This window comes from Streptomyces sp. GSL17-111, assembly GCF_037911585.1.
Classification (GTDB): Bacteria; Actinomycetota; Actinomycetes; order Streptomycetales; family Streptomycetaceae; genus Streptomyces.
Genome location: NZ_JBAJNS010000001.1, coordinates 1,520,447 through 1,542,145 on the forward strand (window position 1 = coordinate 1,520,447; position 21,699 = coordinate 1,542,145).

22 protein-coding genes are annotated in these 21,699 nt (G+C 73.4%); 11 read left to right on the plus strand and 11 right to left on the minus strand.

The genetic code is table 11. The features are described 5' to 3' along the window. Positions 1-2: 2 nt before the first annotated feature. The 3 genes from V6D49_RS06430 to V6D49_RS06440 form a co-directional block, all read right to left on the minus strand. Positions 3-1,739: a glycosyltransferase family 2 protein gene (locus V6D49_RS06430; protein WP_340557884.1), complete on the minus strand. Its 1,737-nt coding sequence runs from the start codon at positions 1,737-1,739 to the stop codon at positions 3-5. A 153-nt stretch (positions 1,740-1,892) separates the two neighbouring features. Beyond that, the gene (locus tag V6D49_RS06435) at positions 1,893-2,183 is read right to left on the minus strand and encodes an MTH1187 family thiamine-binding protein (protein ID WP_340557886.1); all 291 of its coding nucleotides are present in this window, start codon (positions 2,181-2,183) and stop codon (positions 1,893-1,895) included. Then, a complete protein-coding gene (locus V6D49_RS06440; protein WP_340557888.1) occupies positions 2,180-2,542 on the minus strand; it encodes a DUF3817 domain-containing protein in 363 nt (120 codons plus the stop codon). The genes V6D49_RS06435 and V6D49_RS06440 overlap by 4 nt, the downstream gene beginning before the upstream one ends. 105 nt (positions 2,543-2,647) lie before the next feature. Between V6D49_RS06440 and V6D49_RS06445 the strand changes: the two genes are divergently transcribed. From V6D49_RS06445 to V6D49_RS06460, 4 genes are read left to right on the plus strand one after another with little or no spacing between them, the layout of a single operon-like run. Next, positions 2,648-3,286: an AIM24 family protein gene (locus V6D49_RS06445; RefSeq protein WP_340557890.1), complete on the plus strand. Its 639-nt coding sequence runs from the start codon at positions 2,648-2,650 to the stop codon at positions 3,284-3,286. Continuing rightward, on the plus strand, positions 3,286-3,936 hold the full coding sequence (locus tag V6D49_RS06450) for an AIM24 family protein (RefSeq protein ID WP_340557892.1): 651 nt from the start codon (positions 3,286-3,288) through the stop codon (positions 3,934-3,936). The genes V6D49_RS06445 and V6D49_RS06450 overlap by 1 nt, the downstream gene beginning before the upstream one ends. Beyond that, positions 3,933-4,688 (plus strand): AIM24 family protein, encoded by a 756-nt coding sequence (locus tag V6D49_RS06455; RefSeq protein ID WP_340557894.1) that lies wholly within the window; start codon positions 3,933-3,935, stop codon positions 4,686-4,688. The genes V6D49_RS06450 and V6D49_RS06455 overlap by 4 nt, the downstream gene beginning before the upstream one ends. Before the next feature lie 9 nt (positions 4,689-4,697). After that, positions 4,698-5,174 carry a MarR family winged helix-turn-helix transcriptional regulator gene (locus V6D49_RS06460; protein ID WP_340557896.1) on the plus strand — a complete coding sequence of 159 codons (477 nt, stop codon included), beginning with the start codon at positions 4,698-4,700 and terminating at the stop codon, positions 5,172-5,174. Between the two features lie 154 nt (positions 5,175-5,328). Here V6D49_RS06460 and V6D49_RS06465 read toward each other — a convergent pair whose 3' ends face one another. The 3 genes from V6D49_RS06465 to V6D49_RS06475 form a co-directional block, all read right to left on the minus strand. Continuing rightward, a complete protein-coding gene (locus V6D49_RS06465; RefSeq protein WP_340557898.1) occupies positions 5,329-5,706 on the minus strand; it encodes a nuclear transport factor 2 family protein in 378 nt (125 codons plus the stop codon). Between the two features lie 81 nt (positions 5,707-5,787). Beyond that, positions 5,788-6,747, minus strand: coding sequence for a methylmalonyl Co-A mutase-associated GTPase MeaB (gene meaB, locus V6D49_RS06470; protein WP_340557900.1), 960 nt, complete (start codon positions 6,745-6,747; stop codon positions 5,788-5,790). A gap of 97 nt (positions 6,748-6,844) precedes the next feature. Beyond that, complete coding sequence (locus tag V6D49_RS06475) at positions 6,845-8,047, minus strand: acetyl-CoA C-acetyltransferase (protein WP_340557901.1); 1,203 nt, start codon at positions 8,045-8,047, stop codon at positions 6,845-6,847. A gap of 137 nt (positions 8,048-8,184) precedes the next feature. On the opposite strand from V6D49_RS06475, the gene mce reads away from it, so the two are divergent. The 7 genes from mce (at position 8,185) to V6D49_RS06510 (ending at position 17,654) form a co-directional block, all read left to right on the plus strand. After that, positions 8,185-8,628, plus strand: a complete 444-nt coding sequence (gene mce / locus V6D49_RS06480; protein WP_340557903.1) for a methylmalonyl-CoA epimerase — start codon at positions 8,185-8,187, stop codon at positions 8,626-8,628. 223 nt (positions 8,629-8,851) lie between these two features. After that, positions 8,852-12,466: a polarized growth protein Scy gene (gene scy / locus V6D49_RS06485; RefSeq protein WP_340557905.1), complete on the plus strand. Its 3,615-nt coding sequence runs from the start codon at positions 8,852-8,854 to the stop codon at positions 12,464-12,466. A gap of 164 nt (positions 12,467-12,630) precedes the next feature. After that, positions 12,631-13,572, plus strand: a complete 942-nt coding sequence (locus V6D49_RS06490) for a cellulose-binding protein (protein WP_340557907.1) — start codon at positions 12,631-12,633, stop codon at positions 13,570-13,572. A gap of 121 nt (positions 13,573-13,693) precedes the next feature. Next, positions 13,694-14,614: an ATP-binding cassette domain-containing protein gene (locus tag V6D49_RS06495; RefSeq protein WP_340557908.1), complete on the plus strand. Its 921-nt coding sequence runs from the start codon at positions 13,694-13,696 to the stop codon at positions 14,612-14,614. A gap of 2 nt (positions 14,615-14,616) precedes the next feature. Beyond that, the gene (locus V6D49_RS06500) at positions 14,617-15,384 is read left to right on the plus strand and encodes an ABC transporter permease (protein WP_340557910.1); all 768 of its coding nucleotides are present in this window, start codon (positions 14,617-14,619) and stop codon (positions 15,382-15,384) included. A 171-nt stretch (positions 15,385-15,555) separates the two neighbouring features. Next, positions 15,556-16,734 (plus strand): ABC transporter ATP-binding protein, encoded by a 1,179-nt coding sequence (locus V6D49_RS06505; RefSeq protein ID WP_340557912.1) that lies wholly within the window; start codon positions 15,556-15,558, stop codon positions 16,732-16,734. Then, a complete protein-coding gene (locus V6D49_RS06510; protein WP_340557913.1) occupies positions 16,731-17,654 on the plus strand; it encodes an ABC transporter permease in 924 nt (307 codons plus the stop codon). The genes V6D49_RS06505 and V6D49_RS06510 overlap by 4 nt, the downstream gene beginning before the upstream one ends. Before the next feature lie 45 nt (positions 17,655-17,699). On the opposite strand, the gene V6D49_RS06515 is transcribed toward V6D49_RS06510, so the two are convergent. The 5 genes from V6D49_RS06515 to V6D49_RS06535 form a co-directional block, all read right to left on the minus strand. Further along, the gene (locus V6D49_RS06515; protein WP_340557914.1) at positions 17,700-18,026 is read right to left on the minus strand and encodes an ATP/GTP-binding protein; all 327 of its coding nucleotides are present in this window, start codon (positions 18,024-18,026) and stop codon (positions 17,700-17,702) included. Between the two features lie 147 nt (positions 18,027-18,173). After that, on the minus strand, positions 18,174-18,839 hold the full coding sequence (locus V6D49_RS06520) for an ABC transporter ATP-binding protein (RefSeq protein ID WP_340557915.1): 666 nt from the start codon (positions 18,837-18,839) through the stop codon (positions 18,174-18,176). Further along, positions 18,832-19,731: an ABC transporter ATP-binding protein gene (locus V6D49_RS06525; protein ID WP_340563723.1), complete on the minus strand. Its 900-nt coding sequence runs from the start codon at positions 19,729-19,731 to the stop codon at positions 18,832-18,834. Before V6D49_RS06525 ends, V6D49_RS06520 begins: the two co-directional genes overlap by 8 nt. Before the next feature lie 44 nt (positions 19,732-19,775). Beyond that, positions 19,776-20,711 (minus strand): ABC transporter permease, encoded by a 936-nt coding sequence (locus V6D49_RS06530; protein ID WP_445330477.1) that lies wholly within the window; start codon positions 20,709-20,711, stop codon positions 19,776-19,778. Next, entirely contained in the window at positions 20,708-21,676 is a 969-nt protein-coding gene (locus V6D49_RS06535; RefSeq protein ID WP_340563729.1) for an ABC transporter permease, read from the minus strand. Before V6D49_RS06535 ends, V6D49_RS06530 begins: the two co-directional genes overlap by 4 nt. Positions 21,677-21,699 lie beyond the last annotated feature (23 nt).

Below are 21,699 nucleotides of genomic sequence, written 5' to 3' on the forward strand. Positions count from 1 at the left end.
GGTCAGCTCCCGCTGGACGTGGCGACGAGGGCGGGTTCGCGCTCGTCGCGCGGTTCTCGGCGAACGCGTTGCGTGCGGTATTCGGTCAGGCTCCACATGGCGACCGGAGCGAGTGCGACGACGAGGGCCAGCACCGTCCAGGTGCGCATGGCGGCGTGGGTGTGGCCGAGGACGAAGGACGCGGCGAGCCCGGTGCCCAGCACGACGATCCACAGCGTGTGCACGCGGAAGGTGCTGAGCCGGTCGGGGCTCGCGGTGTCGCCCTTCGGCGTCACGACGAACCGGCACGGCCGCCGGAGGACGGCGGCCACGGCGGAGCGGGCGTAGATCGGGGCGCAGATCGCGGACATGGCCATACCGGCCAGCCCGCTGGACCCCTCGGGCTCGTGCGGCGAGACGTTGTGCCGGCGGTTCCAGACGTACAGGCCGATCTGGAGGGCGGCCACGTCGCTGTACAGCATCATCCACACGGCGGCGCTCACCTGGGTGCCGGACGCCCCGAGCCACAGGAAGAGGGAGCAGCTCAGGGCGCCGAGCAGCCAGGTCACGGCGCTCATCGGGTAGTAGGCCAGCATGAGCGAGTAGTTGAGGAGCTTGCCGGGCGGGAAGCGGTGGGGGCGGCGCCAGAACTGCCGCAGGATCGTCTCGTAGGTGCCGCGCGACCAGCGCGTCTGCTGGGTGAAGAAGTCCGTCCAGCACTCCGGCCCCTCACCCACGGCCAGGACGTCCGGGGTGTAGACGGACCGCCAGGTGCGGCCGGTGGCGGGGTTGCGGGTGCGGTGCAGCTCGAACCCGGTCGCCATGTCCTCGGTGATGGAGTCCCGCAGCCCGCCGATCTGGAGGACGGCGGAGGTGCGCACCGCGTTGTTCGTGCCGACGAACATGGGCCCGCCGTAGCGGTTCCCGGCCCGCTGGATGAGCGCGTGGAAGAGGAACTGCTGGCTCTCGGCGAACTTGGTGACCGCCTTGCGGTAGTTCCCGTACACCTGCGGGCCGACGACGAAGGCCACGTCCGGGTCGCGGAAGTAGCCGAGCATCCGCTCCAGGTAGTTCGGCAGCGGCACGTGGTCGGTGTCGACGGAGGCGAAGACGTCGTAGTCGGCGCCGTGCATGGCGAGCCAGGCGTTGTAGTTGCCGTGCTTGGTGCGGGCGCGGTGCACGCCGTCCGCCCGGTTCCACTCCTCGACGCCCTTGCGGGTGAAGTGGTGGACGCCCAGCTCGGCGCAGAGCGCGCGGGCCACCGCGTCGTCGCCCTCGTCGAGGAGCCACACGTCCAGAGTGCCGTCGTGGCGCAGGGCGACCGCGCCCTCCAGCGTGGCGCGGACCATCTCGACGGGTTCCTTGCCCGGCACGTACGTCGTCAGGAAGGCGACCTTCAGGCCGGGCTCGGGCGTCACGGGGACGGGGTCGCGGGCGACCATCGTCGCGTGGGCGATCGAGAGCACGTTCACGCAGCGGAACAGCTCGATCAGGCCGATGCAGCCGAGCATCACCCAGTCCGCCGCGACGAGCCAGCCGGGGGCTCCGGCCCGGTCGGTCCAGTGGCTCGGCCACACCAGCCACAGCAGCAGCACGGCCGACAGGGCCGGCGCCGCCGTCATCAGGAGGACGGCGCGCAGCCGGTGCGGCTCCCGGGAGAGCAGGCTCCGGTAGCGGACCCGGTAGGGGAGCTGCCCGGGCTCGGTGAGCGGTCCCGCGAGACGGCTGTACGTCTCGTAGTCGTAGCTCTCCGGCCGCACGGTCCCTCCACACGTCGTTCGAACGAAGCCGACGAGTCCCAGCAGAAGGGACACGACGTGGTGTGTCGAACGGAGTGCGGAGGGTGTCCGGCCCGCGCGGGCCGGTTCGGGGGGCACGTCGACGGCCGGTGCCCTGCGGAATCGCGGCGGCGGTCAGCGCAGGTGGCGCTCGACCGTTTCCACCTTCCGGGCTAGTCCATCCGTGACGCCCGGCCGGATGTCGGCCTTGAGGACGAGGGAGACGCGCGGCGCCCGTGCCTCGACGGCGGCCACCGCCCGGCGGACGACGTCCATGCAGGCGTCCCAGTCCCCCTCGACGGAGGTGAACATCGCGTCCGTGCGGTTCGGCAGCCCGGACTCGCGCACGACGCGGACGGCCTCGGCGACGTACTCCCCCACGTCCTCGCCGACCCCGAGCGGCGTGACGGAGAAGGCGACGATCATCCGGTCACCACATCGTCGCGCTCCGCGCCGTCCTGACGCTGCGCCCGCGCGGCGATGACGCCCGCCTCGCTCTCGCGGCGCAGCAGCTTGTCGGCGTAGAAGCCGCCGAAGGGCACCACGGAGAGGGCGGCGTACAGGGCGGCACGGCCGAGCGGCCACTTCGCGCGGTTCCACGCGTCCGCCCAGAAGAGGACGTAGAGCACGAAGAGGAGGCCGTGCACCGCCCCCATGACCGGCACGGCGTTGAAGTCGGTGGTCCGCTTGAGCACCGAGCAGACGAGCAGCACCAGGAACGACACGGCCTCGGGCGCGGAGATCAGGCGGAGGCGACGGAGGGCGGAGGCGGTCTTCATGTCCACGGCGTTTCCTCGGGAGGGGGTAGACGAGCTTGTGAAGGGATGCACAAGCCTCCGCCATTGTGGCACCCTCCCCGGCCGTCACCCCAAGGGGGTAGGTTCGGCCGGGTGGCTCAGTTCCGACTCCAGGACGGCAAGGTGCTCGCCGTCGACCTCACGGGCGACGCCGTGCGCGCCAAGAACGGCTCGATGATCGCCTACGAGGGCGACATGGCCTTCAAGAAGCTCACCGGCGGCGGTGACGGCCTGCGCGGCATGGTCACCCGCAGGCTGACCGGCGAGCAGATGGAGGTCATGGAGGTGAAGGGGCACGGCACCTGCTACTTCGCCGACGCGGCGAGCGACGTCTCGCTGGTCACGCTCCAGCAGGACACCCTGCACGTCGAGGCCTCCAACCTGCTGTGCACGGCCGGCGGCCTGCGCACGGGGACGACGTTCACCGGGCTGCGCGGCGCCTCCCAGGGCAACGGCCTGTTCACGACGACCGTCGAGGGCACCGGGCAGGCCGCGCTGACCTCCCAGGGCCCCGCGATCGTGCTGCGCGTCACGCCGCAGACGCCGCTACGGGTGGACCCGGGCGCGTACCTCGCGCACTCCGGCCGATTGCGCCAGGAGTTCCAGAGCGGCGTCACGTTCCGCACCTTCCTCGGTGACGGCTCCGGCGAGGCGTTCCAGATCCGCTTCGAGGGCGAGGGCCTGGTCTACGTCCAGCCCAGCGAGCGCGAGACCCTGGGAGGGCAGGTCTGATGGGCTTCACCCGGATCAGCGGGAAGATGATCGAGGCGCAGGTCGTCCCCGGGCAGCCGCTCTACAGCCAGCGCGGCGCGATGCTCGCCTACCGCGGCGAGGTCTCCTTCACCCCGAACCTGACGAGCGGCCAGGGCGGCGTGATGTCCGCCCTCGGGCGCCGGGTGCGGGGCGAGGCGGCACCGCTCATGACCGTCGAGGGCCGGGGGAGCGTCTACTTCGGCCACGGCGGCCACCACGTGCACGTCGTCGACCTCGCCGGGTCGCTCCTGCACGTCGAGGCGGACCGGCTGCTGGCCTTCGAGGGCTCCCTGCGGCAGGGCACCGTCTTCCTCGGCAGCCAGGGCGGCGTGATGGGCATGGTGCGCGACCAGGCCACCGGCCAGGGGCTGTTCACCACGACCCTGGAGGGCCACGGCTCGGTGGCCGTCCTCGCCCACGGCGGGGTGCTGGAGCTGCCGGTGACGCCGCAGCGCGCCGTGCACGTCGACCCGCAGGCGTACGTCGCGCACCGGGGCGACCTGCGCAACCGGCTCTCGACCGCGCTCGGCTGGCGGGACATGGTGGGACGCGGCTCGGGTGAGGCGTTCCAGCTGGAGCTCTCCGGCCAGGGAACCGTGTACGTCCAGGCCAGCGAGGAGAAGCTTTGAACGGTCCGGTCGTCTTCGACGCGCACACGCTGCCCGCCAACGACAACGTCCACGCGTACGCCTTCAGCGTCGACCTGGACGGGCAGTGGTTCCTCCAGAAGGGCAAGATGATCGCCTACTTCGGCGACATCCGCTTCGACGGCATCGGCCACGGTCCGCTGGACCACCTCGTGGCGCGCAGCTTCCACTCCCCCCTGCACGCGGCCGACTGGGTCGTGGCGCAGGGGCGCGGCAAGCTGCTCCTGGCCGACCGCGCCTTCGACGTCAACTCCTTCGACCTCGACGAGGGCAACCTCACGATCCGCTCGGGCAACCTGCTGGCCTTCGAGGAGAGCCTCTCGCTCAAGCAGTCGATCATCCCGGGCTTCGTGACGCTCATCGGCACGGGGAAGTTCGTGGCCGCCTCCAACGGCGAGGTCCACTTCGTGGAGCCGCCGATCCGGGTGGACCCGCAGGCCCTCGTCGGCTGGGCCGACTGCCCCTCGCCGTGCCACCACTACGACCACGGGTACCTGCGCGGCTTCCTCGGCGGGCTGCGCGCGATGACGGGCGTCGGCGGCGCGTCCGGCGAGGAGCACCAGTTCGAGTTCACGGGAACGGGCACCGTGCTGCTCCAGTCCTCCGAGACGGTCATGCCCGAGCAGCCCGTCGGCGGGACCCCGGCCGAGGGCGGGACGCCCGGCGGGCCCGGCGGCAGCGGTGGTCTCGGTGGCCTGGGAGGTCTTGCCAGGTGGGCCGAGCGCTCTGGGTAGAGTCACGGCATGGACACCGACAACGGTCCGCGGTGGCTCAGCGACGACGAGCAGCGGGCCTGGCGCACTCATCTCGACGTCAGCCGGCTGCTGATGTACCAGCTCGAACGCGATCTCCAGCCGCTGGGCCTCACCATGCACGACTACGAGATCCTGGTGAACCTCTCGGAGTCCGAGGACCGCAGGTTGCGCATGAGCGACCTGGCCCAGGCCACGCTGCAGTCCAAGAGCCGTCTCTCGCACCAGATCACCCGCATGGAGAACGCCGGGCTGGTGCGGCGCGAGCACTGCGACACCGACAAGCGGGGGCTGTTCGCCTGCCTCACCGAGCACGGCTGGCAGACGATGCGGGACGTGGCACCGCTGCACGTCGACTCGGTGCGCCGCCACTTCATCGACCTGCTCGGGCCCGGCCACCTGGAAACGCTCCTGGAGGCCCTCACCCCGGTCGCCGAGCACCTGCGCGGACACCGGGGCCGCAGCTGACGGGCGGACCCGTCCGGTGCGGGTCGTCCGGTGCGGGGCGGCGCAGGGTGAGGAGCGCAACACCCCAGCCCCGGTCCGCTCGTGGCCAAGCGCGGACGGCCGAAGCGCCATGAAGACGATCCCGGCCGGGCAGACCCGGCCCCACGGGGCCGGGTCAGGAGGCGGACGGCTCGATGTCCCCCGCGAAGACGATGACCTGGTCGATGAGGCTCCGCCGCAGATGGACGACGTCCGTTCCCGCCAGGCGGGGGCCTCCGTCCGGCGTCGTGAAGACCCACTGGTACCGGGCCCACTCGTCCGGCATGTCCACCGCCGAACAGCGCACCATCGTGCCGGTCCCCGCGGGGTGGCGCCGGATGTCCAGCACGAACCGCTCGACCGCCTCGATCCCCTCACTGCGGCCCAACGGTCCCCAGAAGACCACGTCCGAGGTCAGGGCCTGGGAGAGCAACGCAGTCACATAGCTGTCGTCCGAGGCGTTGAACGCGGAGATGAACGTGTCGATCGCGGATCGCGCGGTCTCTTCCTGCATGCCCCAGTCATACCAGTCGCTCCACGGACCGCGCTCGTCCCGCGAGCACTCTTCCCACCACGGTGAACCGTCCCGCCCGCGCTAGCCGGACGTCACGCCCGCGACGAGTTCGTCGGCCGCCGCGTAGGGGTCCAGGGTGCCGTGGACGATGCGTTCGGCGAGCGCGCCGAGACGGCGGTCGCCGTGCAGGTCGGCGATGCGCTCCCGCAGGGCGGTCACGGCGATGGTCTCGACCTCCCGGGCCGCCCTGCGCGCACGCCGTTCGGCCAGAACGCCGCGCTCGTCCATCCAGGCCCGGTGCTTCTCCAGGGCCTCGACGACCTCGTCCACGCCCTCGCCCCGCGCGGCGACGGTCTTGACGATGGGCGGGCGCCAGTCGCCGGGGCCCCGGGACTCCCCGAGACCGAGCATGTGGTTGAGCTCCCGCGCGGTGGCGTCCGCGCCGTCGCGGTCGGCCTTGTTGACGACGTACACGTCGCCGATCTCCAGGATGCCCGCCTTGGCGGCCTGGATGCCGTCGCCCATACCGGGTGCCAGCAGCACCACGGAGGTGTCGGCCTGCCCGGCGATGTCGACCTCGGACTGGCCCACGCCGACCGTCTCCACCAGCACGACGTCGCACCCGGCGGCGTCCAGGACGCGGATGGCCTGGGGCGCGGCCCAGGCCAGCCCGCCGAGGTGACCGCGGGTGGCCATGGAGCGGATGTAGACCCCGGGGTCGGAGGCGTGGTCCGACATCCGGACCCGGTCGCCCAGCAGCGCCCCGCCGGAGAACGGCGAGGACGGGTCGACGGCGAGGACGCCGACCCGCTTTCCGGCCCTGCGGTAGGCGCTGACCAGCGCCGACGTCGACGTCGACTTGCCGACACCCGGCGAACCGGTCAGCCCGACGACGTAGGCGTTCCCCGTCAGGGGGGCCAGGGCCGCCATCACCTCCCGCAGGTGCGGGGACGCCCCCTCCACCAGTGAGATCAGCCGGGCCACCGCCCGTGGCCTGCCCGCACGGGCCTGCTCCACCAGCTGGGGGACGTCCACCGCCATGCGTGCTGCGCTCCTCGCTGCGTCGTCGGCGTCATTGCCGTTGTTGCCGTTGTTACTGGTGCTGCTCGTGTTGCCGGTGTCGCGGAGTCGGGACGGCCTACTTGCCGGGGACCTTCACGATCAGGGCGTCGCCCTGGCCGCCGCCGCCGCACAGGGCCGCCGCGCCGGTGCCGCCGCCGCGCCGCTTCAGCTCCAGCGCGAGGTGCAGGACGATGCGGGCGCCCGACATGCCGATGGGGTGACCGAGCGCGATGGCTCCGCCGTTGACGTTGACCTTCTCCGGGCCCACCCCGAGGTCCTTCATGGACTGGTGCGAGACGGCGGCGAAGGCTTCGTTGATCTCGATGAGGTCGAGGGCCGAGACCTCCAGCCCCTCCTTGCCGAGCGCGTGCTTGATCGCGTTGGCGGGCTGCGACTGGAGGGAGTTGTCGGGCCCCGCGACGTTGCCGTGGGCGCCGATCTCCGCGATCCACTCCAGGCCCAGCTCCTCGGCCCTGGCCTTGCTCATGACGACGACGGCGGCGGCACCGTCGGAGATCTGCGAGGCGGAGCCGGCGGTGATCGTGCCGTCCTTGGCGAACGCCGGGCGCAGCTTGCCGAGCGACTCGGCGGTGGTCTCCCCGCGGATGCCCTCGTCCTTGCTGAAGACGACGGGCTCGCCCTTGCGCTGCGGGATCTCCACCGGGGTGATCTCGGCCTCGAAGAGGCCGTTCTTCTGCGCGGCGGCGGCCCGCTGGTGGGAGGCGGCGGCGATCTCGTCCTGCACGCCGCGCTCGATGCCCAGGCGCGTGTTGTGCTTCTCGGTGGACTCGCCCATGGCGACGTTCTCGAAGGCGTCCGTCAGGCCGTCGTGCGCCATGGCGTCGAGCATCTGGACGGCGCCGTACTTGTAGCCCTCGCGGGACTTGGGCAGCAGGTGCGGCGCGTTGGTCATCGACTCCTGGCCGCCGGCGACGACGACGTCGAACTCACCCGCACGGATGAGCTGGTCGGCGAGGGCGATCGCGTCGAGCCCGGAGAGGCAGACCTTGTTGATCGTGAGCGCGGGGACGTTCATGGGGATGCCCGCCTTGACGGCGGCCTGCCGGGCCGGGATCTGCCCGGCCCCGGCCTGGAGCACCTGCCCCATGATCACGTACTGGACCTGGTCGCCGCCGATGCCCGCACGGTCGAGGGCGGCCTTGATCGCGAAGCCGCCCAGGTCGGCCCCGGAGAAGGACTTCAGTGAGCCGAGCAGCCGTCCCATGGGCGTACGGGCGCCCGCGACGATCACTGAGGTGGTGCCGGTCGTGCCAGTCATGCTGCGGCCCCTTCGGAGAAGGAAGGTGAACGAGGGTTAATCGCCAATGTACTGAGCGGTACACGGCCAGGTCACCGGTCGGAAGGTGTGACCGTGCGCACGTTGCGTAACCACCTCCGAAGCGATGTCCTAGTTCCATGTTGACGCGTATCGACCACATCGGGATCGCCTGCTTCGATCTGGACAGGACGGTGGAGTTCTACCGGGCCACGTACGGCTTCGAGGTGTTCCACTCCGAGGTCAACGAGGAGCAGGGCGTCCGCGAGGCCATGCTCAGGATCAACGGGACGGACGACGGGGGCGCCTCGTACCTCCAGCTCCTGGAGCCCACCCGGGAGGACTCGGCGGTCGGCAAGTGGCTGGCCAAGAACGGCGAGGGCGTCCACCACATCGCCTTCGGCACGGCCGACGTGGACGGCGACGCCGCCGCGATCCGCGACAAGGGCGTGCGCGTGCTGTACGACGAGCCGCGCATCGGATCGATGGGTTCCCGCATCACCTTCCTGCACCCCAAGGACTGCCACGGCGTCCTCACGGAGCTCGTGACGTCCGCGCCGCACACCGAGTCGCACGACGACTGATCGCCGGGCCCGTCCACCCCGCCCCGCCGTGCGGGCGCGCCGCGAACGCGGAACTCGGTAGAGTACGCGCACGGCTAACCGCCGTGGGCCCGTTCCGCGTGCCACCGAGGATCTGACACCATTTCCTCCGGAGGCTCTACGGAAGGCGCTCCGTGGAGCGATCCCGGACGCCACCGGAACAGCCTGCTCACCTTACCGACCAGGGGACGGATGGGACCGCGCAGTGCGGGGCTACGACCGCTACGAGGCTGACGACCACCTGTCGCGTTTCGAAGCCGAGATGGAACGGCTGAAGAAGGAACGGGACAAGGCGGTCGACCACGCCGACGACCTCGGCTACCAGGTCGAGGTGCTGCGCGCCAAGCTCCACGAGGCGCGCCGGAGCCTCGCCGCGCGCCCGGCCGGGTACGACAACCTGGCCGGACAGGCCGAACAGCTCCTGCGCAACGCCCAGATGCAGGCCGAGCAGCTGCGGGCGGACGCGGACCGGGAGCTGCGCACGGCGCGGGCGCAGGCCCAGCGCGTGCACCAGGAGCAGGCCGAGGCGCAGGCCCGCATGGAGTCCGAGCTGCACACCGAGGCGGTGCGCCGCCGGCAGCAGCTCGACCAGGAGCTGGCCGAGCGCCGTGCGACCGTCGAGTCGCACGTCAACGAGAACGTGGCCTGGGCGGAGCAGGTACGGGCCCGCAGCGAGTCGCAGGCCCGGCGGCTGACGGAGGAGGCGCGGGCCGAGGCGGAGCAGACGCTGAACGCCGCCCGGGCCGAGGCCCAGCGGCTCGCGGAGCAGTCCCGGCACCGGCTGGCCGAGGAGGCGCAGAGCGCCCGCGCGGAGGCCGAGGCGCTGCTGCGCCGGGCCCGCGCCGAGGCGGAGCGGCTGATGGCGACCGCCTCCGCGCAGGCCCAGGAGGCCACGGAGCACGCGGACCGCCTGCGGGCGACCTCGGCGGCCGACGCCGACGCCGCGCGCCGGGAGGCAGCCGACGCCGCGCGGCGCGCCGAGGAGCGGATGCGGGAGGCCGACGAGGCGCTGCGCAGCGCCCGCGCCGAGGCCGACAAGTTGCTGGAGGGCGCCCGCGAGCAGGCCGAGAAGCGGCTGGCGGACGCGGAGGCGCAGAACGAGCAGCGCACCCGTACGGCGAAGGCCCAGATCGCCCGGCTCGTGAGCGAGGCCACCGGCGAGACGGAGGCGGCCAAGGCGGAGGCCGAGCAGCTGCGGGCCGACGCGAAGGCGGAGGCCGAACGGCTGCGGGCCGAGGCCAAGGACCGCGCGAAGGCGTCGGCGGCGGAGGAGACGGCCGCCCAGCTCTCCGAGGCGGCCCGCAGCGCCGAGGAGATCCTCGGCAAGGCGTCGCAGGAGGCGCGGGCCACGAAGAAGGCCGCGGCCGAGGAGGCCGAGCGGCTGCGCCGACAGGCCGAGGAGGAGGCCGACCGGCTGCGCTCCGAAGCCCACGACATCGCCGAGGAGTTGAAGGGGTCGGCGCAGGCCGACACCAAGGAGTACCGGGCGAAGACCGTCGAACTCCAGGAGGAGGCAAGGCGGTTGCGCGGCGAGGCCGAGCAGCTGCGGGCCGACGCCGTCGAAGAGGGCGAACGCATCCGCGCCGAGGCCCGCAAGGACGCCGTCCAGCAGATCGAGCAGGCGGCCTCCAAGGCCGAGGAGTTGCTGAGCCAGGCCAAGGAGGACGCCGAGCAGACGCGCGACGCCGCGACGACGGAGGGCGAACGCGTCCGCACGGAGGCCATCGAGCGGGCGACGACGCTGCGCCGGCAGGCCGAGGAGCTCGTCGAGCGGGCCCGCGCCGAGGCGGAGGAGCTGCGGCGGGACGCCGAGGAGCAGGCGGACCGGGCCCGCGCGGACGCCGAGGAGGCCGGGCGCCGGCTGCGCGAGGAGGCCGACCAGCAGGCGACGCAGACGCTCGCCGAGGCCGACGCGGAGGCCGCCCGGCGGCGCGGCGAGGCGGACGAGAAGCTGACCGCCGCCGAGGAGGAGCTGACCGGGGCCCGCTCGGAGGCGGAGCGGCTGCGCGAGGAGGCCCGCACCGAGACGGAACGGCTGCGCGCCGAGGCGGCCGAACGGCTGCGCGCACTGCAGCAGCAGGCCGAGGAGGAGGCCGAGCGGCTGCGGACCGAGGCCACCTCGGACGCGGCGCAGGCGCGCGTCGAGGGCGAGGCCGTCGCCGTCCGGCTGCGCACCGAGGCCGCCACGGAGGCGGAGCGGCTGCGCACGGACGCGCAGGAGACGGCCGACCGGGTGCGGGCGGAGGCGGACGCGGCGGCCGAGCGGCTGGGCGCGGAGGCCGCCGAGGCGCTGTCGGAGGCGCAGGAGGAGGCCTCACGGCGCCGCCGGGAGGCCGAGGAGCTGCTGGCGGACGCCCGGGACGAGGCGCACCGCGAGCGCACCCAGGCGCGGGAGCAGAGCGAGGAGCTGCTCGCCTCGGCGCGGCGCCGCGTGGAGGAGGCCCAGGGCGAGGCGACCCGGCTGGTCGGCGAGGCCGAGGAGCGGGCGGCCGAGCTCGTCGCGGCGGCCGAGGAGCACGCGCAGCAGGTGCGGGACGCGGTCTCGGGCCTGCGTGCGGAGGCCGAGGAGGAGATCGCCGGGCTGCGGGCGGCGGCCGAGCACGCGGCGGCCACGCTGCGCCGAGAGGCGGCCGAGGAGACGGACGCCGCGAAGGCGCTGGCCGAGCGCACGGTCACGGACGCCCTGGAGGAGACCGAGCGGCTGCGCACGAGTGCGCAGCGGGAGGCCGACCAGGCGCGGGCGGACGCCGACCGGGTGCGCGACGACGCGCGTGCGGAGGCCGCGCGGAAGCTGACGGAGGCCGCCGAGCAGGCCGACCAGGCGCGGGCGGACGCCGACCGGGTGCGCGACGACGCGCGTGCGGAGGCCGCGCGGAAGCTGACGGAGGCCGCCGAGCAGGCCGACGAGGTCCGGGCGGACGCCGACCGGGTGCGCGACGACGCGCGTGCGGACGCGTCCCGCCGGCTCACCGAAGCCGCCGAGCAGGCGGACGAGTTGGTGGCGGAGGCCCGGCAGGAGGCGCTGCGCACGGCGACGGCCGCCGAGGAGCAGGCCGACACGATGATCGCGGTGGCCCGCACCGAGGCCGAGCGGCTCGTCGGGGAGGCCCGCACGGACAGCCACGCCATGGTGGAGCGGGCGCGTGGGGACTCCAACACCATGCTGGAGGAGGCCCGCAGGGACGCGGGGGCGATCCGCGAGCGCAGCGAGGAGCTGCGCGCCCGGGTGGAGTCGGAGGTCGAGGAGCTGCACGACCGGGCCCGCCGCGAGGCGGCCGAGGCGATGAAGTCGGCCGGGGAGCGGACCGACAAGCTGGTGAAGGCGGCCGAGGAGCAGCTCGCGGAGGCGCGGGAGAAGGCCGAGTCGCTGCTGTCGGACGCGAAGTCCGAGGCGAGCAGCGTGCGGATCTCGGCGGTGAAGAAGGCCGAGTCGCTGCTGAAGGAGGCCGAGCAGAAGAAGGCGGCCGTCCTGAAGGAGGTCGAGCGGACGCGCGAGGAGGCCCGCGAGGAGGCCCGGCGGATCGTGGCGGAGGGCCGCGCGGAGCTGGACACGCTGGTGCGGCGTCAGGAGGACATCAACGCCGAGATCTCCCGGGTGCAGGACGTGCTGGAGGCCCTGGAGTCGTTCGAGGTGCCCGGCGCGGGCGGCCGGAGCGGGAAGGACGGCGGCCGGGAGACGCACCCCGACGGCAAGGCCGACAAGGCCGACCGGGGAAGCAAGGGCGCCAAGGCGGACAGGACCGGCAAGGGCGAGAAGGACGACGGGGTCAAGGCCGGGGCGGGGGCGGGCGGTCCACGATCGGGGGGCAAGCCGTCCTGAGGTCACGGCCGGGCGGCCCCGGGCGCGCACGTCGGAAAGCCACCCGAAAGAGCGCACATTGTCCCCAGCAAACCCCACTCAATCGGCCATCCGCTCGATGACACGCCGCTTCGGCCCCTAGGATTCCGTCTAACACCTCACCGGTCTCTTTCGACAGGAACCCCATGAGCGACACTTCCTCCCCCTTCGGCTTCGAGCTCGTGCGGCGTGGTTACGACCGCGGACAGGTGGACGACCGCATCACGAAGCTCGTCGCCGACCGTGACAGCGCGCTCTCGCGCATCACCTCGCTGGAAAAGCGCATCGAGGAACTGCATCTCGAGACGCAGAACGCCCAGGCCCAGGTCAACGACTCCGAGCCCTCCTACGCCGGGCTGGGCGCGCGGGTCGAGAAGATCCTCCGGCTCGCCGAGGAAGAGGCCAAGGACCTGCGGGAAGAGGCCCGCCGGGCGGCCGAGCAGCACCGGGAGCTGGCGGAGAGCGCCGCGCAGCAGGTCCGCGACGACGCGGAGGCGTTCGCCGCCGACCGCAAGACGAAGGCCGAGGAGGACGGCGTCCGCGTCGTCGAGGCGGCCAAGGGCGAGGCGGCCCAGCTGCGTTCGGACGCCGAGCGGGACGCGCAGTCCAAGCGCGAGGAGGCCGACGCGCTCTTCGAGGACACGCGCGCCAAGGCGGCCCAGGCCGCGGCCGACTTCGAGACGAACCTGGCCAAGCGCCGCGAGCAGTCCGAGCGCGACCTGGCGTCCCGCCAGGCGAAGGCCGAGAAGCGGCTGGCGGAGATCGAGCACCGCGCCGAGCAGCTGCGCCTGGAGGCCGAGAAGCTGCGCACCGACGCCGAGCGCCGGGCGCGTCAGACGGTGGAGACGGCCCAGCGCCAGGCCGAGGACATCGTCGCCGACGCGAACGCCAAGGCCGACCGCGTGCGCAGCGAGTCGGAGCGCGAGCTGGCCGCCCTCACCAACCGCCGCGACAGCATCAACGCGCAGCTGACCAACGTGCGCGAGATGCTGGCGACGCTCACCGGTGCCGCCGTGGCGGCCTCCGGCGCCCCGATGGACGACGAGGAGGGCGCGACGAAGAACGTGCCCGCCCAGCAGAGCCGCTGAGCGTTCCCGCCGAGGTGACGTCCCGGGGCAGTACGTCCCGGGACGTCGCGTTCCTGGACGAACCGGTCCAAGTGCCCCGCGCGAGTTGGCGCGGGGTGCTTGGACCGTCTAGCGTCGAGCCATGATCGAGCTTGACAGGCTCACGAAGCGCTACGGCACCACGGTGGCGGTGGACCAGCTGACGTGCACGGTCCAGCCCGGCGTGGTCACGGGTTTCCTGGGCCCCAACGGGGCAGGCAAGTCGACCACGATGCGGATGATGCTCGGTCTCGACCGGCCGACGGCGGGTGACGTCCGCATCGACGGCAAACACTACGACCAGCTGCGCGACCCGCTGAACCACATCGGCGCGCTGCTGGAGGCCAAGGCCGTCCACCCGGGGCGGACGGCGTACAACCACCTGACGGTCCTCGCGCAGTCCAACGGCATCCCGCAGAAGCGGGTGCCCGAGGTGCTGGACCTGGTCGGGCTGGGCTCGGTCGCCAAGAAGCGGCCGAAGGGCTTCTCCCTGGGCATGGGCCAGCGGCTCGGGATCGCCTCGGCCCTGCTGGGCGACCCGAAGATCCTGATGTTCGACGAGCCGGTCAACGGACTGGACCCCGAGGGCATCCACTGGATCCGCAACCTGATGAAGTACCTCGCCTCGGAGGGCAAGACGGTCTTCGTCTCCAGCCACCTGATGAGCGAGATGGCGCTCACGGCGGAGCACCTCATCGTCATCGGCAAGGGCCGGCTGCTGGCCGACACCTCCATGCAGCAGTTCATCAAGGAGAACTCCCGCTCCTACGTCCGGCTGCGCACCCCCGAGCCCGAGCGGATGCGGGACGTGCTGGCGACGGCCGGTCTCACCCCGGTGGCCGCCCAGGACGGCGCCCTGGAGGTGGACTCGGTGGAGTCCGACCGGCTCGGCGAGCTGGCGGCCGAACACGGCCTCGTCCTGCACGAGCTGAGCCCGCAGCAGGCCTCGCTGGAAGAGGCGTTCATGCAGCTGACGGCCGAGGCGGTCCAGTACCACGCCCAGGGCACGGGGAAGGGAGCCTGACCATGGCGCACACGACACAGGTCATCCGCTCCGAGTGGACCAAGGCCACCACCGTCCGGGCCACGCTCTGGACGCTGGCCATCGCGTTCCTGGTCACGGTCGTCTTCGGCGTTCTGATCAGCCTGCTGCTGAACAACACCTTCGAGGACCTGCCCGAGCGCGAACGGCTGACCTTCGACCCGGTCCTCACCAGCTTCGCCGGGATGTCGCTCGGGCAGCTGGCCATGATCGCGTTCGGCATCCTGCTCGTGGCCAGCGAGTACAGCACCGGCATGATCCGGGCCTCGCTGGCGGCGGTGCCGCAGCGTGGCCTCTTCATGACGGCCAAGCTCCTCGTGGGCACGCTGCTGGTCCTCGTCGTCGGCATGGTCACCAGCTTCGTCACCTTCTTCCTGGGCCAGGCCGTCCTGGGCGACCTCTCGGTCTCCATCGGCGAGACGAACGTCCTGCGCGCCGTCATCGGCGGCGGGCTGTACATGACGCTGATCGCGGTCTTCGCGATGGGCATCACGTGGGTCCTGCGCAGCGCGCTGCTGGCCTTCTCGATCCTGGTGCCGCTGTTCTTCCTGGTGACGCCGATCCTGGCGAGCATCGAGGCCACGCGCGACATCGGCTACTGGTTCCCCGACCAGGCGGGCACGGCGATCATGAGCGTGGTCGACACCGGCGACCGCCCGTACGGTCCGTGGGGCGGCCTCCTCATCATGGTGCTCTGGACGGTGGCGGCCCTCGTCGCCGGCTACGTCACGCTCAAGAAGCGCGACGCGTAGGCACGCCCGCGCTTCTGCGCGCGGTACCGGGAACGGGTCGTCGAGGGTCTCCCCCGACGGCCCGTTCCGGTTTTTGCCGTCTGACGGGAACCGTTCAAGGCGGCGGTAGCCTCCTCGTACACGGGGGCAGCAACCCTTGCCCCGACGCACGTACGGCCAGGGGCGAAGAGCATGATCGAGGCTTTCGGGCTGTCGAAGCACTACGGTGCCAAGACGGCCGTCCACAACCTGTCCTTCCAGGTGCGTCCAGGCATCGTGACCGGCTTCCTCGGGCCCAACGGCTCCGGGAAGTCCACGACGATGCGGATGATCCTGGGGCTGGACGAACCGAGCAGCGGCACGGTGACGATCGGCGGGACGTCCTTCCGCCGGCACCCCAACGCCGCCCGGCAGGTGGGTGCCCTGCTGGACGCCAAGGCGCTGCACGGGGGCCGCAGCGCCCGCAACCACCTGCTGTGCCTGGCCCAGCTGTCGGGCATCCCGAAGCGGCGCGTCGACGAGGTGCTGGACATCGTCGGGCTGCGGTCGGTGGCCGGGAAGCGCTCCAAGGGGTTCTCGCTCGGCATGGGCCAGCGGCTGGGCATCGCGGCGGCGCTGCTGGGCGACCCCCGGGTGCTGCTCTTCGACGAGCCGGTCAACGGGCTCGACCCGGAGGGCATCCGCTGGGTGCGGCAGCTGATGAAGCGGCTGGCGGCCGAGGGCCGGACGGTGTTCGTCTCCAGCCACCTCATGAGCGAGATGGCGCTGACGGCCGAGCACCTCATCGTCATCGGACGCGGGCAGTTGCTCGCCGACCAGTCCGTCAAGGAGTTCATCACCGCCAACTCCGCCGACTTCGCGCGCGTCCGGACGCCGGACACCGAGCCGCAGCTGCGGGAGAAGCTGACGGCCGCGCTCACCGAGGCGGGTGGCCGGGTGGCCCCGGAGGCGGACGGCGCGCTGCGGGTCAGCGGGCTGCCGCTGCCCCGGATCAGCGACGTCGCGCACGCGGCGGACATCCGGCTGTGGGAGCTGTCACCGCACCAGGCCTCCCTGGAGGAGGCGTACATGCGGATGACGCAGGGCGCCGTCGACTACGTCTCCACGGACGTCCCGGGCGGGCAGCCCGGGGGCCCGGGGCAGCCGCCGCACGGGATGCCGCCGCAGGGGACGGGCCCGTACGCGACGCCGCAGGGCATGCCGCCCGGTCTCCCGCCGCAGGGCGCGCCGTTCGGAGCCCCGGCGGGTCCGGGCGGCGGGTTCGGTCCGCAGCCGCCGCAGGCCGCCTTCGGTCCGCCTCCGCAGGGCCCGCCCGCCGCCGCGCCCGCACCCGTCCAGCAGCCCACGTCCGACCCCGAGGACGCCCGATGACCACGCCCTACGCCGCCCCGCAGGCGGCCCCCGCAGCCCCCGGCCCGTACCAGGACGCCGACCACCGGCCGGCTCAGCAGGTCGAGAAGAGCACCCACCTGGGCCACGCCATCGCCTCGGAGTGGACGAAGATCCGCTCGGTGCGCTCCACCATCTGGACGCTGGCGGTGATGTTCGTGCTCGTCGTGGGCATCGGACTGCTCATGGCCTTCGCGCTGGAGTCCGGCCCGTACGCCGAACTGCCGGTGCTGGGCGGCGGGCTGTTCGGCATGATGCTCGGCCAGCTCGCGATCATCACCCTCGGCGTGCTGACGGTGACCTCCGAGTACAGCACCGGCATGATCCGCACCACGATGACGGTGTGCCCGAAGCGCACCCGCGTCCTGACGGCCAAGTCCGTCGTCTTCTTCGCGCTGACGTTCGTCATGACGCTCGCCGCGACCGGTCTGACGGCGCTGATCCACTCCGCGATGCTGGAGGGGAAGCCACTCTCGCCCTACGACGACCTGACCGTCGGCACAGACGGCTCCCAGGCCGTGGAGACGGCGACGGCGACCTCCGAGCAGTGGCTCCAGGCCACCGTCGGCGTCTCCCTGTTCGTCGCGCTCCTCGGCCTGCTCTCGCTGGCCGTCGGCACGCTGCTGCGCAGCACCCCCGGCGGGGTGACGACGATGCTCGGGCTGGTGCTGCTGCCGTTCCTGGTCTCGCTGTTCCTGATGACGGAGAGCACCCGGGACCTGGGCGAGGCGCTGCGCGAGTACTCCGTGCTCAACGGGCTCTCGACGCTCTACCACATGCCCTTCGAGTTCACCGAGGACCCGTCGCAGATCAACGGCTGGCCGCTGGTGGGGCTGCTCGCCGCCGTCACGGCGGCCGCCCTGATCGCCGCCTACGCGCGGATCAGCACCCGCGACGTGTGAGGCCGGGTCCCGGTGCCGGGCGGCGGAACGCTTCCGCGCCGCCGCTCAGTACCGGGGCGCGTTCCGGGAGCGCTGGGCCCGGGGCGCCCTGCGGTCCCTCGCCGACCAGCACGGACCGTGCCAGTGCCGCCGGTCGTCGACGTCGCCGTCCCGCTGCCAGGCGACGACGTGCGGCGTCCCGGGCGGGAGCAGCTGGTCGCAGCCGGGGCAGCGGTAGGGCTTCCCGGCAGCGCCGCCGCTGACGCGGCGGACCGCCCACTCCTCGCCCCGCCAGCTCTCGGTGCTCTCCAGCCCGATGCTCCGCCGTCCCTCCGCCACGCGACCGTTGCCGTTGCTGACACCGCCGCGCGGGCGGTTACGACGCGGAGACACGAGACACCTCACGGTTGACGGACCGGCTGCCGGTCCCGGGGACGCGGACGATCTCCCAGGGTAGCGGTCCGGGGACGGGCGACGGCCGCCTCCCGGGCGTGCAGGGGCGCGGGGCACGGCGCGTCCGCCCTGCCGCACGCCCGCCGCTCACGCCCGCGCGGGCGCCCCCGCCGGGAGCTGCGTCACGCGGTCGCACCAGCGGTCGAGGAGGATCCGGTCGTGGCCCACGGCCAGCAGCGCGGCCCCGGTGGCGGCCCGGTACTCCTCCACCACCCCGACGAGCGCCGCCGTCGTGGACGCGTCGAGCATCGCCGTCATCTCGTCGCAGATCAGCAGCCGGGGCCGCAGGACGAGGGCACGGGCGACGCAGGCCCGCTGGAGCTGGCCGTCGCTGACCTCGTGCGGGCCCCGGGAGAGCAGGTCCCCGCCGAGCCCGACGGCGGGCGCCAGCTCGGCCAGGCGGTCGGCCACCTCCGCGGCCCGCCCGGTGGCCCGCAGCGGCTCGGCGATCAGGTCGCGCAGCTTCAGCCGGGGGTCGGCGGCCTGCCGGGGCTGCTGGAAGACGACGCCGACCGCCGTGCGCAACGCCCTCGGGGCGCGGTGCCGGAACCCGGGGACGGGCGTCCCCGCCAGCCGCACCTCCCCCGCGTCCGGGCGGTGCAGCAGGGCGGCGACGCGGGCGAGGGTGGACTTGCCGCAGCCGCTCGGCCCGAGCAGGCCCACCGCCTCCCCGTCGGCCACGGTCAGGTCGACGTCCCGCAGCACCGGGGCGCGGCGGTCGTATCCGGCGGTGACGGCGCGCAGTTCAAGCATGGGCGGGGTCCAGGGCGTGGTGGCAGGCGAGGCCGTCGGTCAGGTCCGGCCGCTGGGCGCAGGCCTCGGTGGCCCGCCCGCAGCGGGGGGCGAAGGCGCAGCCCTCCGGGAGGACGTCCAGCTCGGGCGGCATGCCGGGGATCGGGGTGAACTCCCGCTCCGGGAGGGCCGCGAGGAGCCCGGCGGCGTAGGGGTGACGGGGGCCGGGGGTCCCGAAGAAGCCCTTGGCGTCGGCGAGTTCGACCACCTGACCGGCGTACATGACGGCCACCCGGTCGGCGATGCGGGCAGCTGCGGACAGGTCGTGGGTGATCACCAGCAGGCCGCGCCCGTCGTCGGTGTGGCGGCGCAGCTCGTCCACCGTGCGGTCGACCAGCTCCCGGTCGAGCCCGGTCGTGGGCTCGTCGGCGATGAGCAGCGGCGCGTCCCCGACGAGGGCGAGGGCGGTCGCGGCGCGCTGCGCCAGGCCGCCGGAGAGCTCGTGCGGGTACCGGTCGAGGTGGTCGAGGGGGAAGGCGGCGCGTCCGGCCGCCGCCGCCACCGCGTCCGGCAGCTCGCTCCCCCGGACGCCGGTCAGTTCGCGGACGGTCTCGGCGAGCTGGGACCGCACGGTGCGGACGGGGGTGAGGTGTCCGGCGGGGCTCTGCGGGATGAGGCCGATGCGCCGGCCGCGCACCTCACGGGCGAGGACGTCCTCGTCCGCCGCGAGCAGCTCCCGCCCGTCGGTGTGCACGGCGCCCCGCACCCGGGCGTTGCCGGGCAGCAGGCCGAGCAGCGCGGAGGCCAGCACGGACTTGCCGCAGCCGCTCTCCCCCACCAGCGCCAGGCACTCCCCGGCGGCGAGGGTGAAGGAGACGTCACGGACGGCGGCGACGGTCCGGTCGCCGCTCATGCGGAAGCGGACGGAGAGGTCCGCCACCGTCAGCAGGGGCGCGCTCACAGCATCAGCTCCGATCGGCGGCGTGGGTTGATCCGCTCGCGCCACGCGCCGGCCAGTCCGGCGATGACGAGGGTGGGGACGATGATGAACAGCCCGGGGAACAGCGTGGGCCACCAGTCCCCGGCGAGCAGCGAACCGCGCGCGGCCTCCGTCATCGTGCCCAGGCTGGCCTGGTGCGGGGGGATGCCGAGGCCGAGGAACGACAGCGCCGACTCGTGCCAGATGGCGTGCGGCACCATCAGCACCGCCGCGAGCGCGGCCTGCGGCCAGACGCCGGGGACGAGGTGGCGGACCGTGACGCGCCACCGGGACGCGCCGCCGGAGACGGCCGCGTCGATGTAGGGCCGCGCGCGCAGGGAGTGGATCTCGGCGCGCACGATGCGGGCGGTGGAGACCCAGTGCGTCAGCCCGACGGAGAGGATGACGGGCCAGACGCCGGGGCGGAACATCGCCACGATGAACACCCCGAGCAGGAGGTGCGGCACCGAGGAGATGCCGTCGACCACGCGCATCACCAGGCGGTCGACCCAGCCGCCGAGCGAGGCCGCGAGCGCGCCGACGCACACGCCGAGCACGGAGGCGGCCAGGGCCGCCACCAGGCCGACGAGCAGCGAGACGCGCAGCCCGTACACGCAGCGCAGCAGCACGTCCCGTCCGACGTCGTCGGTGCCGAAGGGGTGTTCCCAGGACGGCGGCCGGAGCTTGTTCGCCAGGTCGACGGCCTGCTGGTCCAGCGGGACGAGCACGGGCACGAGGAGCACGGCGAGCGCGAGCGCCACCCCGAGGACGACGGAGGTGCGGACCCGCAGCGTGCGGTGGTCGCGGCGGCCGCGGCGGGCGGACGCGGGGGCGCTCCACTCCCCGCCGGGCGCCGGGGCGGACGGGCCGCCGGGGGTCTTGGCGGCGGACGGGTCGGCGGCGGGGGCCGTCACATCTCCTCCAGCGCGACGCGGGGGTCGGCCAGCCCGTAGAGCAGGTCGGCCATGAGGTTGCCGAGCAGCACCGCGAGGGTGGCGAGCACGGTGAGGGCGGCGAGCAGCGGGAAGTCGCTGGCGGTGGCCGCGCGCACGGTGGCCGAGGCGATGCCGGGCCAGGAGAACACCGTCTCCACGAGCAGGGCTCCGGTGATGAGTTCGGGCACCCGGGAGCCGATGAGGGTCAGGACGGGCAGCAGCCCGGAGCGCAGGGCGTGCCCGTACAGCACCGTGCGCTCCTTCAGACCCCGGGCCCGCGCTCCGCGCACCGGGTCCTCCCGCAGGGCGTCCAGTACGCCCTGCCGCACGTACAGCACGAACCAGGGCGTCTGGGAGAGCGCCAGGACGGCGGCGGGCAGCGTCAGGTGCCGCAGCAGCGACCCCGCCGTGACGGTGTCGCTGCCGGTGTCGGTGAGTCCGCCGGCGGGCAGGACGCCGAGCTGCAGCGCGAAGAGCCAGACGGCGAGCAGACCGAGCCAGAACGGCGGGGCGGCCTGGAGGACGTAGGCGGTGGCGGTGACGCACCGGTCCAGCAGGCCGCCCTGGCGGCGGGCGGCGGCCACCCCGAGGAGGGCGCCGATGACGACGGCCAGGACGAAGGCGACCGCGCACAGCAGCACCGACCAGCCGATGCGTTCGGTGACGACCTGCGCGACGGGCTGGCGCAGGGTGCTGGAGTCCCCGAGGTCGCCGCCGAGCGCGGAGGTGAGCCAGCGCCACCACTGCTCGGTGAAGGGGGCGTCCACGCCGAGGTTCTCGCGGAGCTGGGCGAGCGTCGCGGCGTCGGCCCGCAGGGCGGCGTCCCCGGCGTACTGCTTGACGGGGTCGAACGGCGACGCGGCGGCGAGCGCGAACAGGCCGAGGGTGACGGCCGCGAGCACCGGCACGGCGGCCAGGAGCCGCCGTCCGACCAGGACCGCCATCGGCCGCCACGGCAGGCCGGCGC